The sequence below is a fragment of the Crossiella sp. NPDC003009 genome, assembly GCF_053591555.1.
The window spans coordinates 55,789-69,219 of record NZ_JBSFUA010000045.1 but is presented as its reverse complement, the minus strand read 5'-3'; the positions used below and the strand labels follow the sequence as shown (position 1 = coordinate 69,219).

Genomic DNA, 13,431 nt, shown 5'->3' with positions numbered 1-13,431 from the left:
AGGATCTTCCACCAGACCACGTGCATGGCGTGCCCGGCCAGGTTGAAGGCCAGGGTGTGCTCCAGGCCGACGATCGAGCTGAAGTCGCCCTTGTCGCGGGCTTCGGCGATCTTGTCCAGGGTGTCGTTGGTGCCCTTGACGTAGGCCGCGTGGTGCTTGGAGTGGTGCAGCTCGTTGATCTCCCCGCTGATCGCGGGCTCCAGTGCGGAGTAGTCGTAGTCCAGTTCCGGCAGCACGTACTGAGCCATGGGTGCGTCCACTTCCTCGTTGCCATCAAGTTGTGCACCCAGCCAACAACCTCGAGCGAACTGGAGGTCAACCCGATTGTGACGCCGGTCATGATCACATTGTGGAGATCCGTATGCTGAACGTGTGGGCACGGACACGCAGGGTCGCTTCGTGGACAAGGTCGCGCTGGTCACCGGTGGCACCAGCGGCATCGGGCTGGCCACGGCCGAGCTGCTGCTGCGCGAGGGCGCGAAGGTGGTGGTCACCGGTCGCTGCCAGGAGCGGCTGAGCGCGGCGCGGCGGCGGCTGGGCAGCCCGGACCGGGTGCTGGCCATCCGCGCCGACTCGGCGGTGCTGTCCGACCTGGACGCGCTGATGGCGCAGGTCCGGAGCCAGTTCCGCGGGGTGGACGTGCTCTTCGCCAACGCGGGGACCGGGGTGTTCAAGCGGACCGAGGAGTTCACCGAGGAGGACTTCGACTGCGTGGTCGACGTCAACTTCAAGGGCGTGTTCTTCACCATCCAGAAGGCGCTGCCGCTGTTCCGCAACGGCGGCGCGATCGTGCTCAACTGCGCCGCCTCCATGCACCGCGGCCGGGCCGAGACCAGCATCTACAGCGCCACCAAGGCCGCGGTGCACAACCTGGCCCGCACGCTGGCCGCCGACCTGGCCGAGCGGCAGATCCGGGTGAACTCGGTCAGCCCCGGCTACATCGACACCGACATGCTCAACGAGGCCACCATGGGCCCGGTCACCCCGACGGTCCTGCGCACCGAGACGGTGGCCAGGCGGCTCGGCCGCGCCGAGGAGGTCGCGGAGGCGGTGGCCTTCCTCGCCTCGCCGGGCGCGAGCTACGTCAACGGGCAGGACCTGCTGGTCGACGGCGGGCTGGTCCGGTCGATCAGCAGCTGACCGACCGGCGCCGCGCCGCTCAGCTCCGGGTGCGCCTGGCCGGTTTGGCCTCCTCCTCGCCATCGGTGACCGGGAACGGCGTGGCGTAGGCCGGGAACCGGTTCCGGGTGTTGTGGATCTTGTGGTCGGCGGCGACGAAGGCCAGCGGCGCCAGGTGGCGGGCCGGTCCGTGCGGGCGCTGGGACACCGGCTGGCGGCCCTCCTCCGGCCATTCGACGTCGCCGGTGAGGGCGCGCGCGGGGATCAGCCAGTAGTCGCCGCTCTGGTAGAAGCCGTCCGGGCTGAACTCGACCTCGATGCCGTCCTCCAGCGGGATCCAGGTCCGCTCGACCAGGGTGACCGCGTTGTCCTTGGCGCGGTCGGGCTTGGCCGGCGGGTCGGTCAGCGGGTCGCCGGCGTTGCGTTCGGCGGGGCGCTGGTCCCAGCGGCGCAGGAACGGGTGCCTGGACTGGTTGGCGCCGATCGGGCCGACCGGGTCGGACAGGGTCAGGCCCTGGCGGTCCGGGTCGACCCCGGTGACCCGGAGCAGCTTGGCCGGTTCCTCGCGGGCGGTGTAGGCGTCGTCGATGACCTCCACCCAGTCGCCGACGTCCAGGGCGAGCTTGTGGTCCCGGCCGGGCCGGGTGAGCTGCACCCGGTTGCCCGCGGCGCGGGCGATCGGGAAGGTGACCGAGCCGTTCTCCCGCGACCACTTGAAGGTGGCGGTGCCCGCGGCGCCGCCGGAGTGGATCTCCACCCGGTAGAGCTGGTTCTCCAGGCCGCGGTACCGGGCCTCCGGATCGGCGGTGCACGGGTTCTCGGCCGAGTCGGCCGGCCGCTGGGCGCGGGCGCGCAGGCCGATCCGGCGTTCGTCACGCGCGGTCCGCCACTCCTGCCACTCCTGCCACTTCTGGCTCAGCTTCGCCGCGATCTCCTGGGGCGTGCCGGTGACGTCGTCGAGCGTAATCACCTTGCTGCCGGCGCGCAGTTCGCGCACCGCGCGCACCTGCCAGCTCAGCCGGGTGCGCGCACTGGTGTCGGGCGCCAGGTCACCGAGCGCGACCTCGCGCAGCGCGGGGTCCTGGATCGCGGTGACCAGGCGTTCCTGGGCGTCCAGGTAGACCAGGTAGGGCGCGTCGGGCAGCTCGGCGCGGTCGGCGACCTGGTCCAGGTAGCCCTCCGGCTGGGTCCAGAAGGTGCTGCCGGTGGTGCTGACCGGCAGGCCGTCGACGTAGTAGCGGCCGGGGCCGATGATCAGGTCGTCGTGGCGCGGCTGGCCGTTGGCGTCCAACGGAAAGGAGATGGCGAAGCCGCAGCGGGCGGCAGGCCCGCCGTGCTCGCCCAGCAGGTCCACCAGGAACTCGCGCAGCTGGTGCTGGACGATCGCGCTCTGCTCGTTGAGGTCGGCGTCCAGGGTGACTCGGCCCTGCTGCGCCAGGACGGCCGTGTAGTGCTTGGCACCGTGGAAGGTGATCCGTGAGAAGTCGCCGTGCATGGTCAGATCCCCTTAGCTGACAAAGATGATTCCGGCCTCGCAGCCGGCCGGGAGGTGCTCGTTGATCCGGGTGCGCAGGTTGTCCGCGCGCTGTGGCTGGAACAGGTCGTGGCAGACGCCGGGTTCGCTGGCGTCATCGGCGCAGCGGCGGGTGGTCTCGGCGCAGTCCAGGGCGAGCTGGGCGTAGCCGGGTTCGCCGTAGCGGAGGCTGGTGAACCGGGGCCGGAGCCGGGCGGTGACCAGTTCGGGTTCCGGCGCTCCGGCCAGCGCCAGGTCGGGCTGGCACTGGTGGCGGCGCGGGGTGCGCGAACCGGGTTCGACCCAGCTGAACCGGAGACAGCCCTCGGCGACCCGGTCCACGCAGGTCTCGCCGAGCAGGATGCTGTTCTCCACCAGGCCGAGCTGGTGCGCCCTGGTCCGCCCGATCACCGTGCTGCGGATGGCGGAGAACACCGCGTGCGCCGGCCGGCAGTCGGGGCCGGTGACAGCGTCCACTGTGGACTCGGTGGCGTCCAGGACGCTGTCGGTGAGGTGGATGTCGAGTGGCTCGGTGCGGGTTTCGCTCTGGCTGACCCGGATGGTGCCCAGGATGCTGTGCTGGACGCGGACGTTCGCGGTGGTGTCGATGAGTTCGAGGCTGGGTTCCTCCTCGAAGGCGGGGCGGCAGTGCTCGTCGAGGGACCAGCCGGGAACCAGGGTGCAGTGGCGGAAGGTCACCTGGCCCATGGGGCCGGAGACGCGGACACTGCGACCGGTGATGAGCAGGCCGTCGACGGTGAAGGTGGGGGGTGGCGGGGGGCAGCAGTCGCCGGTCACGCCTTCGGTCGCGACCATGGGTGCTGTGCCGACGATGCGCAGCGCGTCCGGGCGGTTGCTGTACCAGTCCAGCAGCCGCACCACCGGCCGCCGGCCCTCCGCCGCCCGGATGGTCAGCCCCTCCCCCGGCCGCAGCGGGATGTCGATCTGCTCCTGGTAGGCCCCGTTGTCGATGATCTCGATCACCGCCACCGGGTGCTTCTCCCGCTCGTCCAGCCACCTGGCGACCGCGTCCATGATCCGCTCGTGCGCGCCGGGCTCGCCGGCCCCGACCGGGTACCGCTTGATCTCCTTGGACGGCTTGGTGATTCCCCGGTGGTACTCGCCGCCGCCCAGGTCCGCGGCGAACCCGTGGTGGTAGGTCACCCACACCCCGGACTCCGGCGCGCCCCTGCTGGCGAAGGCGATCCGGCCCAGCACCGGGTCGATGGCGACCTGGCCGCGTTGCGGGCGGTACTTCCAGCCGGAGAGGTCCGCGGCCACCACGTCGGCCAGCGGCACCGGGTGGTCCGGGGTGTCCCGGTACACGCACAGGCTTTTGCCCGGCCCGTAGTAGTCGGCGAGGCGTTCGGCGAAGGCGCGGCGGCGGATGAACGCGGGCACGTTCTCCTCCTCGGCGATGTGCGTGCCGCTGGGCTCCGGCACCGGCTTGGCGATCAGCGGCAGGTCGTTGCCCAGGATGGAGAAGGTGTAGTGGTGGTAGGCGCGTTCGACGCAGTACGCGGGCGCCTTGGTGACCGGGTAGGGGCGCAGCCGCCACAGGAACAGGCCGACGTCGGGGATGTTGGGGCCGCCGCGGCGGTGGCGGGAGTCCGGGCGGGAGACGCGCACGGTGTGGCTGAGGGTGTCGAACGGGCCGGGCAGACCGGCCGCGCGAACCGCGGGGTCGTTGCCGTGGCGGTCCAGCGCGTCGCCGTGGCGGAGGTCGGCGAGGCGGCCGCGCCTGCGCCGGGCGGCGTTCGATCGACCGTCCACTGTGTACAGACGGACCGGGGTGGTGGTGTGCAGCAGGCCGGCGAACTGGACCGCGCGGGACGGCCAGTCGGTGACGTCGGCGGCGAGTTGTTCCAGCAGCGCCAGGTTGCCCTTGCGGCGCCGGTTGCGGATGGTGTCGGCGACGTCCCGGCGCGGGGCCAGCGCGGCCAGCAGCGCGGCCGCCCGCTCCGGCGGCAGCTCCTCGCCGGGGCCGCGCAGGGGCTGGTAGCCGACCAGGTCGCCGAGGTAGGGCACCGCCCATTCCTGGCAGGTCTCGATGAACCAGTTGCGGTACAACAGGTCCAGGTCGGCATCCAGCAAGTCGGCCTGTTCGCTGATCACCTCGAGCAGCGCCTTCAGCCGGCCATCGGCGTCGCGGCGCCGGTACACTCCTGGCAGCAGGTCGTACAGCCGGTCGTGGCTCATCACAGCCTCCGCAGTATCAGCGTGTCGGGCACGTCGGGGGTGAACACGGCGAGCTGGGCGGGCCGGATCTCCTGCCGCACCAGCAACTTCGTGCCGTCGACCGGGTCGATGCCGGTCAGGCCGGGGTTGAGCGCGGCCAGTTGGTCGAGGGACACCGTGTGCTTGTCCGCGATCGAGGTCAGCGTGTCCTGGTAGGTCACCTCGTGCTCGATCAGTTCCAGCCGGGCCGGTGTGGCGGGCACGGTGTCCTGGACCTGGTTGAGCAAATCCGCGATCCGGCCGATCTCCTTCGGCCCGATCCGGTGCGGCACACCGGCGAAAGCGTCCACGTCGAGGTGGTCCACGCCGTCCACGGCCTGCATGACCGCCACCACCTCGCTCAGGTGTGCGGGCTGGGCCAGCTCGCGGGCGGCGAAGCCGAACTCCTCGAGCAACCGGGCGCGGAGTTTCCGTTCCACGTCAGGCCATTCGTACTCCGGCCGCACCCGCACCCCGGCGGAGAGGACCAGCACGGTCAGCTCCCTGGTGGCCAGGGTCACCGGCAGGTTCAGCTCGCCGAAGCGGGTGAGCGAGGCGGCCAGGGTGCGGAACAGCCCGCTGTGCGGGGCGATCGGCGCGTCCCTGACCCCGGCGATGGTGACGTGCACGACCTCGCGCCGCCCGTCGGAGAGCGCGGTGGCGCTGGCCTTGCCGATCCCGGCGCGGGCCTGGGTGAAGTGCTGGTAGTCGGCCACCGAGACCAGGCGGTCCAGGGCCATGGTGCGCAACGGGGTCACCCGCCGGGCGTCGGCCGGGCCGTCCGCGGCCGCGCCGCCGGTGGCCTGGATCGGGTTGACCACCTGGTCCACTCCGGCGGGCCGGGTCGCGACCTGGTCGATCTTGCCTGCCGGCACGTTGCCCGCCTCGCCCGCGCCGACCCGGTAGCCGGCGGTGACGTTCTCCGCGCCGGTGGGCACCCTGGCGCCGTGCCTGCCGTCGCCGAAGGTCACCGCGGTGCTGCCGTCGGCGGCGGGTTTGGCGGCATAGCCCAGGTCGGTGGGGCCGAGGTCGCTGAGCAGCTCGGTCTCGGTCCAGCGCACACCGCCGACGCGCACCGCCAGGGTGGTGCTCGCGCCGAGCGGGGTTTCGCTGGGCAGCCAGGTAATCGGGTTGCCGCGCACGGTGAACCGCTGGTTCGGCACGGTCGCGTCACCGCTGCCGAGCACCTCGGCGCGGGTCTCGCCCTGGGTCGCCTCCACCACGTTGCCCTGGACGCGGACGGTGGCGCGGTGGTAGCGGTAGGCCAGGGGCACGGCCAGCACGACTGTCGTGTGTGGACGTTCCCCGGGAATGTCCACATCCGCACCCTGCTGCACTCCGCCGATCATGACCAGCTCGGCGGCCGGGACGCCGCGCATCCGGTTGGGCAGGTCGGCCCGCTCGCCGGAGACGATCAACCAGCGCCCGGTGGTCAGGTCCTGGTGCAGCCGGTCGAGCTCAAGCCGGTCGCCCGCGATGTCGCCGGTGATCGGGTCGCCGACGATGGTGAGCGACTCGGCCTGGAAGCGGACCGCGGTGGGCCGGATCTTCTCCACGGTCTCGTTGCCGGCCCGCCACGGCTTGGCCAGGGTGAGCACGGTGACGGTGGCGGAGTGGTCGTCCAGGCGCACCACCCGCTTGTCCACCTTGGTGACCTTGACGATGAGCCGGCCGAGCGGCCCGTTCTCCAGCACCAGCCAGCTGTCCGGGGCGATGGTGTCGTACTGGGCGTCCAGGGCGAGCTCGGTGAGCGCGCTGGCGCCGACCGGGCTGTAGGTGCGGACGTCGGAGTCGTCGGCGAGGTCGCCGCTTGGTCTCGGCACGACGGGCAGGGTGAGGCCGAACGGGGAGCAGCTGGACCGGAACACCCACAGTCGTTCCACTTCGGACGGTGGGGTGAGGTCGAGGCCGGCCCAGGCGCGGTAGAGGGTGTCGGCGAGGCCGGGGTCGGCGGCGGTGAGCACGCGGACGCCGGTGTCGGAGGCGGGTTTGAAGGCGGTGGCCACGGAGCGGTCGAGGTCGGCCGGGTCGGGTGGGGGCTGGGAGGGCGGGGTGCGCAGGGCGGGCAGGAGGCCGGCCAGGCCCTCGACGGTTTCCGGGCGGTCTTCCGGGCGGGTCGGGGGCGGGCATTCGTCAGCGACGGGGCGCTCCGGCGCGGCGGCGGGGCGGGCGACGGGGCGGTCCGGTACGGCGGCGGGGCGGGCGGGCGGCCGGTCCAGCGCGGCAGCGGCGAGGGCGGCGTCGGGATACCGGTTCCCAAGCACCACCGCGGCCAGCCGCAGGGCGTTGTGCGCCGCGTCCAGCAGTTCGGCCACCTGCTCCAGCCAGCTCGCGGGGCCGAGCGTGCCGGCCCGGCCGATCGCCAGGATCTCCGGGAGCTGCTTGAGCGCGGTGCGCAGTTTCGGGCGCAGGTCCTGCGGCTCGGTTTCCGGCACACTTGCCATCAACGGGCGGACCAGCTCGGTGGTGATCTTGGTCGAGAAGGTGGTGGTGACGTCCTGGGCTTCGGCCAGCGCCGAAACCAGCGCGGCGCGACCGAACTCGTAGTCGCGCAACGGGTTGGGCGGCTGGAAGTCGATGACCGTGTAACCCAGCTCTGGCTGCGGGCGGGCGTCCACCGCGACGCGCAGGATCGGGTCGTTGCCGACGCCCAGGTCGAACAGCAGCCGGTTGCCGCCGGTGACGTTGTTGTCCACACCGTCGATCTCGATCTGGGGCAGGCTGGGCAGGTACTCCACGTCCAGGTCGCGGGGCTGGAAGCGGCGCACGCCCAGGTCGTTCCAGTCGCCCTTGGCGCGCAGCGCGGTACTGGTCTCGAAGGTCTGCGGCTGGCCGATGCTGCTGGTGGCGCGGTTGCCCGCCTCGATCACGGTGTCCGCGCCGTCGGATACGGTGTAGGACAGGTAGGCGCTGGCGCCCACCGAGGGCCGCGGTTCGTGGCCGACCAGGCGGCCCAGCAGCCGGATCGACTCGGGGTCGGTGGCGGTGCGCAGGTAGCCCTCGTTGGCCAGGCGCTCGGTGTAGAAGCTGAGCACCTCGCCGAGGCAGGCCCAGCCGTCGAGCAGGGCGATGCTGAAGTCGTCGGTGTCCCGCGCGGTCAGCGGGTCCAGCGCGGGGTGCGCGGACAGCTTCTTCTTGGCCGCCGCCAGCAGGCTGCGGTGGGTGGCGACCCGGTGCGCGATGGCGGCCAGGCCGGTGCGGTTGTGGATGGGGTTGCCGGTCATCGTCCACCTCGAACAGTCACGGTCAGGCGGCCGTGCTCCGGCCGGGCGGGGTCGTGGTCGAGCTGGGCGACCTCCAGCGGGGCCAGCGGCAGCAGCCCGCGTGCCAGTTCTCCCGCGGGTTCGGCGAAGAGCCGGTGCAGCTTGGTGAGCTTGACGCTGCGCACCCCCGGCACGGCCGCCGCGGTCGCGATGATCCGGCTGGCGCGCACGGGTTCGCCGAAGGTCTGGTGGTCCGGGCGGAAGAACTCGCCGAGGGCCTTGACGACCGCGGCGCGCACGTGCGCGTTGACGTGGTTTGCTTCGGCGCACACGTCGAGCTCGACCTCCAGTGGCACCAGCAGGGCCGGGCCGACCTGGAGGTCGTGGCCGATCTTGCGGTAGTGCCGCAGGATGTCGCGCACGGTGTCCAGGAGCTCGGGCGGTGGTACGCTCGCGCCGAGCGGGTCGACCGCGACCTGGGCCTCGTACCAGCTGCCGTTCCAGCGCAGCGCGGCCGCGGCCCGCTGCACACCGGGCACCTGACCGGCGAGGGTGGCGTAGTCCTGCGCGGTGACCGCGCGCAGCAGCCGGGTGGTGGGTTCCACCGGGGCCCGGTCGCGGACCAGGGTGACCGGTTCAGGGTCGGTGCCGCCCTTGCCGGGCAACGGGTTCCGGACCCGGTCGACGCCGGTGGTGGTGCGCTGGCCGGTGAGCAGGCGGGTGATGGTGTCCCGGCCGACGTTGCCCTTTCCAGGCACGCTGATCCGGTAGCGGGCGGTGAGGTTGTCCTCGGCGCGGGGCTTGCGGCCGTGCCGGTTGTCGCCGAAGCGCAGGTGCAGGCGGCCCTCGTCGTCGAGCTCGCCGACGAAGTGCCGGTCGGCCGGTCCGCTGTCCAGCAGATCCCGTTGTGGCGTCCAGGTGTTGCCGTCCTCGTCGGTGAGGACCACGGAGGGCAGGGCGGTGCGCGGGTCGGTGGGCAGGTTTCTGGCCACCGGGCCGAGGAACTCCGGCCGTCGTGGGTCCAGTTCGCAGCCCTCGCCCCAGCTGTGCGCCAGCTCCCAGGCGATGCCCTCGTCCAGCACCACACCGCGGCGGGCGCGGCGGGTGAGCACGGCGATCCGGCACAGTTTGGCCGCCAGCAGCTCGTCGAAGTCCGACAGCAGCCGGATCAGTGTCTCCAGGGGTTCGCGGGCCAGTCGAACCAGCGGCTTTCGTCCAAAGAGGACAGTGAGACTGGCGGTGTCCTGCTCGGTGAGGGTGCCGCCGTCGCGGACCTTGGCCCACAGGTCGCGGACCTGCCGCCGGGCCGTGGCCGGGATGCGCGCGACCAGCCTGGCCTGCTGTTCGGCCACCACCTCTGGCGCGCCGAAGCTCGCGTGCTGGGTGACCGGGCCGCGGCTGAGCACCGGCGCGGCCAGGTCGACCGGCCCACTGGGCAGCAGGCGGCCGTGTTCGACCAGCACCAGGTTGCCCCTGGCCACGCTGATCTCCAGCGGCTCACAGCCCGGCCCGCGGTCGGCGGCGACCAGCAGCGGGAAGGTCAGCGCGTCCGCCCGGTCCCAGGTCACCTCCAGCAGTGGTTCGTTGCCGTAGAGCGGATCCACCGCCGGGGTGACACCGGTGAGCCGGACCACCTGGCGGTGCAGCGGGTCGGCGTCGGCCGGTCTGCCGGTGGCCGGGCCGGTGACCTCCTCGAACAGCAGCAGGTCGCCGGGGCGCAGCGCCAGGTCGCGGTCGCGCAGGGTGGCGGCGGTGGCCCCCTTGGGCAGCAGGCACTGCTCGCCGCCCCAGGTCCACAGCGAGATCCGGTTGTGCGCGCGGTGCAGGCGCAGATCCGCTCGGACCAGCGGCTCGAAGATCTCGTAGCTGCCGTCGGGCACGTTCGCCCCGCGCAGCTGGGCCTCGGTGATCGCGGCCTGGCCGGGGAGGACGTTCGGTTTCAGGGTGATGAACCGGAACTCGCCGCCGGGCAGCGTCACCGGGCGGTCCACGGTGAGGTGCACGGCGGTGCGGGCGGCGCAGCCGTCGTGCATCGGGTAGTCCACCAGGCGGACGTGGCGGCGGATGGAGATGCGTTCGCGCGCGGTGTCCAGGTAGGCCTCGCCCGCGACCGCGTCCTGCTTGTAGCTCAGGCGGTCGCCGGTGTAGGCGAGCAGTTCGGTCAGCGCGATGCCGAGGTCGGGCACGCGGCGTTCCCGCCAGTCGGGCACGGTCAGGCTGAGCCGGTCCAGCAGCAGCTGCCGGAAGCCGGCGTAGTCCTTGGCCAGGTAGTCGATCGCGGGCGGCAGATCTGTCCCTTGTGGACTCTCACCGGGCTTGCAGTCCTGGTCGGTGGGGCAGTGCTGCTTGAAGGAGAACGCCAGGCTGGCGTAGCGCGGGTCGAAGGCGGGGTGCGGCTGCTCGCCGGGCGCGCCACCGGGGCCGGCGGCCACCGCGTGCAGGGTGTAGGTGGCGAAGTCCCCTGCCCGGTCCAGGCCGAGGCGGACCCGGTCCTCCAGGTCCGGGTCCTCCGGGGAGAGCAGTTCCACCGAGCGGACCCGGATGCCGGTGATCCGCCGCCCGCCGGTGATGCGGAAGTGCTCCGGTCCCAGGTCGTGCGGCGCCTTGCCGTAGAGCAGCACGGTGAGCACCAGGCCGGACTCGCTGACCTCGATGGCGTCCAGGCCGTTGCGGCCGGAGGCGCGCAGCCTGGCCCGCCTTGACTGTCCATAGTGGAGTGTCTCGGTCATGGGGTCACGCTGCCCTCGATGGTCTCGGTGCGGATCTCGCCGGTGCGCAGCAGCCGGTACCGCAGGGTCACGCTGAGCGTGGACTCCTCGGCCGCCACGGTCAGCTCCACCACGGTGAGCAGGTCGCCGAGGTAGCGCTGCAACGCGGCCTGGGCGCTGGCCTGCACGGTGGCGGCAAGTTCGGGACTGTTCGGCGCGAACACCAGCTCCAGCAGGCCGCAGCCGAAGTCGGGCCGGTTGACCCGCTCCCCCGGCGCGGTGAACAGCAGCTGCTCCACCAGGTCCCGCACGTGGTCGGCGTGCCCGGTCGAGGCGGTGCGGCCGAGGTGGTCGATCTGGTAAGGGAAGTCGACGTGCATGTCACATCCCCCGCACGCGTGGCTGCACCGAGGTCACGATCGGCGCCGGCGGCAACGGGCCGAAGCACACGCCGGCGCCGGGCCCGGACACGGTGGGCTGCAACAGCACCGGGCTGCCGCTCGCGCGCACCCGCCCGGCCAGCCCGGTCCACTTCACCGCGCTGCAGGGCGGCACGGTGCCGGGCGCGCCGGGGCAGCCGGTGACGAGGATCTGCGCGGTGGCCACCGCGACCGGCTGCCCGTTGACCCGCACCCTGGCCTGGCCCGGTGACACCACCTTCGCCTGGCCACTGATATGGCTGCACGTCATCACCGCACCGGCGTGGAACAGGAATCCTGGCATGTCGTTCTCCCCCTCAGGTGACTTGCAGCGCTGGGCCGTTGACGCTGACCGTGTTGCCCGCCAGCGTGATCGTCGCGCCCTTGCCGTTGGACAGCACGATGCCCGCGTCGGTGATGGAGATCAGCGCGGTGCCGTGCCGCAGGGTGATGCCGCCACCGGGGCTGTCGTTGAGCACGATGGAGTTCTGCGCCGAGGTGGCCAGCACCATCACCGGCACCCCGGGCAGGGCCGCGTTCGCCTCGGCGGGCACCTCGTGCTTCCCGCCGCGCCAGAACCCCAGCCAGACCGCGCGTTCCGGGTCACCCTCCTCAAAGGACACCCACACCCCGGCCAGCGGCAGCGGGCGCACGTAGATGCCGCCGCCACCGGGCGTGGCCAGCGGGGTGGCCGGTTCGGCCCAGATCGCCGGTAGCTCGCCGAGCACGTCGGAGACCTTGACCAGCAACCGGCCCCGGTCCAGCGGGTCGATGGCGGAGACCACCACACCGCGGTAGAGGCCGTGGAACTTCGTGTTCTGCTCGATCATGTCGGCACCTGCTGGGTGAGAGAGACGAGTCCGTCCCTGCTGAGGCTGAAGGTCTGCTTGTACTGGCCGCGCTGGAGGTCGTGGGTCACGCTGGTGACGTAGTAGAGGCCGTCGTAGGCCAGGCCCGCGCCGCGCACCCCGACCAGCTCGCGGGCGCGGAGAATGTGCCCGTAGCGCAGCACGTCCAGGGTGCCCTCGCCGGTGACCGCGTCCGCCTCGCGGGCGGTGGCGGCCAGGCCCAGCAGGCTCACCTCGGCGAAGTTCTTGTTCGCGGTGCTGGGCAGCGGGGCTTCCCGCAGCTGCGGGGCGGCCCGCAGCGCCAGCGGCGGGCGCAGCAGGCTCAGCTCGGGCACCGCCACCGACCTGGTGATCTTGGTGAACGGGATGGTGATGTCCATCGTCCACCTGGTGCGGGCCAGGCCGTTCATGCTGAAGCTCAACGACTCCACGTTGGTCGCGGTGCCGGAGTCCACGGTCAGCGCTGGCTGCGGCGCGCCGATCCGCAGCTCCGGCCCCCAGTAGGCCACGCTGGTCCCTGGCAGCCGGTTGGGGATGAGGTAGAAGGTGTAGCCGACCTTCCCGGCCAGCCACTCGATGTAGTTCAGGTCGCTGTCGGTCTGCAGCGCGCCCTGCCCGGCCAGGTCGGGGATGTCCGGGATCACCTGCGGCACCGCGCCAGGGGCCATCCCGTACTTGAAGTACTTCTCCTTGGCCATGATCTTGCTGACCTGCAGGTGCGGCGGCAGGTGCAGGTGGCCGGTGCGCTCCTTGGCCAGGGACAGCAGCACCAGCAGGTCCTCACCGGTGAGGGTCAGGGTGGCGGTGCCGGGTTCGGTGCCAGGGCTCATCGACTGGGTGGTGATCACCCCGTCCACCAGCACCTGCGGGTTGCCGCGGACCAGTGCCAGCAGGATGATCCGGGTCTCCGGGTCGAGCAGGCCCGAGGGCAGCAGGGTGGTGGTGATCGGCGAGTTCCGGCTGACCGCGAAGGTGAGCTGGAACCCGGTGCGCCCCCTGGCGCTGCTGATCACCTTGGCCGACTGGAGGGCGTCGGTGAGCACGGCGGGCGCGCGGCCCACCGCGACCCTGCCGATGAGCAGCTGGAGCTGGAACTCACCCGCCATGGCCGGTCCCGGGAATGCCGTAGGGCAAGGTGATCCGCAACCTGCGACCGGGCCGGGCGGTCAGCTCGTCCGGGTCAGCCGCGCCGTTGGCGTCGGCGATCCGCCAGGCCGCCTCGGCGTCACCGAGCACCTGGAAGGCGATCACGTCGAGGCGCTCCCCCGGCGCCACCACATGCTCGCCGATCTGGTCCAGCTCCTCGGGTCTGGGCAGCGGGCGGCGGCGCAGGTAGGTCACCACCCGGCCGTCGGGCAGGGTGTGCTGGGTGGTGGGCACGCCGTGGTAGCGGCTGGACATCGG

Annotated in this window: 10 protein-coding genes and 1 pseudogene; 1 reads left to right on the top strand and 10 read right to left on the bottom strand. The window is 72.2% G+C overall.

Going from position 1 to position 13,431, the window contains the following annotated elements; translation table 11 throughout:
- Nucleotides 1-248, bottom strand: a pseudogene (locus ACWDY5_RS33340) (superoxide dismutase); the annotation flags it as partial.
- 124 nt (nt 249-372) lie between these two features.
- On the opposite strand from ACWDY5_RS33340, the gene ACWDY5_RS33335 reads away from it, so the two are divergent.
- A complete protein-coding gene (locus tag ACWDY5_RS33335; RefSeq protein ID WP_449726116.1) occupies nt 373-1,140 on the top strand; it encodes an SDR family NAD(P)-dependent oxidoreductase in 768 nt (255 codons plus the stop codon).
- Nucleotides 1,141-1,159: 19 nt separating this feature from the next.
- On the opposite strand, the gene ACWDY5_RS33330 is transcribed toward ACWDY5_RS33335, so the two are convergent.
- Genes ACWDY5_RS33330 through ACWDY5_RS33290 form a run of 9 tightly spaced genes read right to left on the bottom strand, consistent with a single transcriptional unit; the run spans nt 1,160 to nt 13,428 of the window.
- Nucleotides 1,160-2,614: a DUF6519 domain-containing protein gene (locus tag ACWDY5_RS33330; protein ID WP_449726115.1), complete on the bottom strand. Its 1,455-nt coding sequence runs from the start codon at nt 2,612-2,614 to the stop codon at nt 1,160-1,162.
- A 12-nt stretch (nt 2,615-2,626) separates the two neighbouring features.
- The gene (locus ACWDY5_RS33325; RefSeq protein WP_449726114.1) at nt 2,627-4,831 is read right to left on the bottom strand and encodes a hypothetical protein; all 2,205 of its coding nucleotides are present in this window, start codon (nt 4,829-4,831) and stop codon (nt 2,627-2,629) included.
- The gene (locus tag ACWDY5_RS33320) at nt 4,831-8,073 is read right to left on the bottom strand and encodes a putative baseplate assembly protein (protein WP_449726113.1); all 3,243 of its coding nucleotides are present in this window, start codon (nt 8,071-8,073) and stop codon (nt 4,831-4,833) included. Before ACWDY5_RS33320 ends, ACWDY5_RS33325 begins: the two co-directional genes overlap by 1 nt.
- On the bottom strand, nt 8,070-10,781 hold the full coding sequence (locus ACWDY5_RS33315) for a putative baseplate assembly protein (RefSeq protein WP_449726112.1): 2,712 nt from the start codon (nt 10,779-10,781) through the stop codon (nt 8,070-8,072). The genes ACWDY5_RS33320 and ACWDY5_RS33315 overlap by 4 nt, the downstream gene beginning before the upstream one ends.
- Nucleotides 10,778-11,140 carry a GPW/gp25 family protein gene (locus ACWDY5_RS33310; protein WP_449726111.1) on the bottom strand — a complete coding sequence of 121 codons (363 nt, stop codon included), beginning with the start codon at nt 11,138-11,140 and terminating at the stop codon, nt 10,778-10,780. The genes ACWDY5_RS33315 and ACWDY5_RS33310 overlap by 4 nt, the downstream gene beginning before the upstream one ends.
- Before the next feature lies 1 nt (nt 11,141).
- Nucleotides 11,142-11,483 (bottom strand): hypothetical protein, encoded by a 342-nt coding sequence (locus tag ACWDY5_RS33305; RefSeq protein ID WP_449726110.1) that lies wholly within the window; start codon nt 11,481-11,483, stop codon nt 11,142-11,144.
- 13 nt (nt 11,484-11,496) lie between these two features.
- Nucleotides 11,497-12,009, bottom strand: coding sequence for a phage baseplate assembly protein V (locus ACWDY5_RS33300; RefSeq protein WP_449726109.1), 513 nt, complete (start codon nt 12,007-12,009; stop codon nt 11,497-11,499).
- A complete protein-coding gene (locus ACWDY5_RS33295) occupies nt 12,006-13,133 on the bottom strand; it encodes a hypothetical protein (RefSeq protein WP_449726108.1) in 1,128 nt (375 codons plus the stop codon). Before ACWDY5_RS33295 ends, ACWDY5_RS33300 begins: the two co-directional genes overlap by 4 nt.
- On the bottom strand, nt 13,123-13,428 hold the full coding sequence (locus tag ACWDY5_RS33290; protein WP_449726107.1) for a LysM domain-containing protein: 306 nt from the start codon (nt 13,426-13,428) through the stop codon (nt 13,123-13,125). Before ACWDY5_RS33290 ends, ACWDY5_RS33295 begins: the two co-directional genes overlap by 11 nt.
- Nucleotides 13,429-13,431 lie beyond the last annotated feature (3 nt).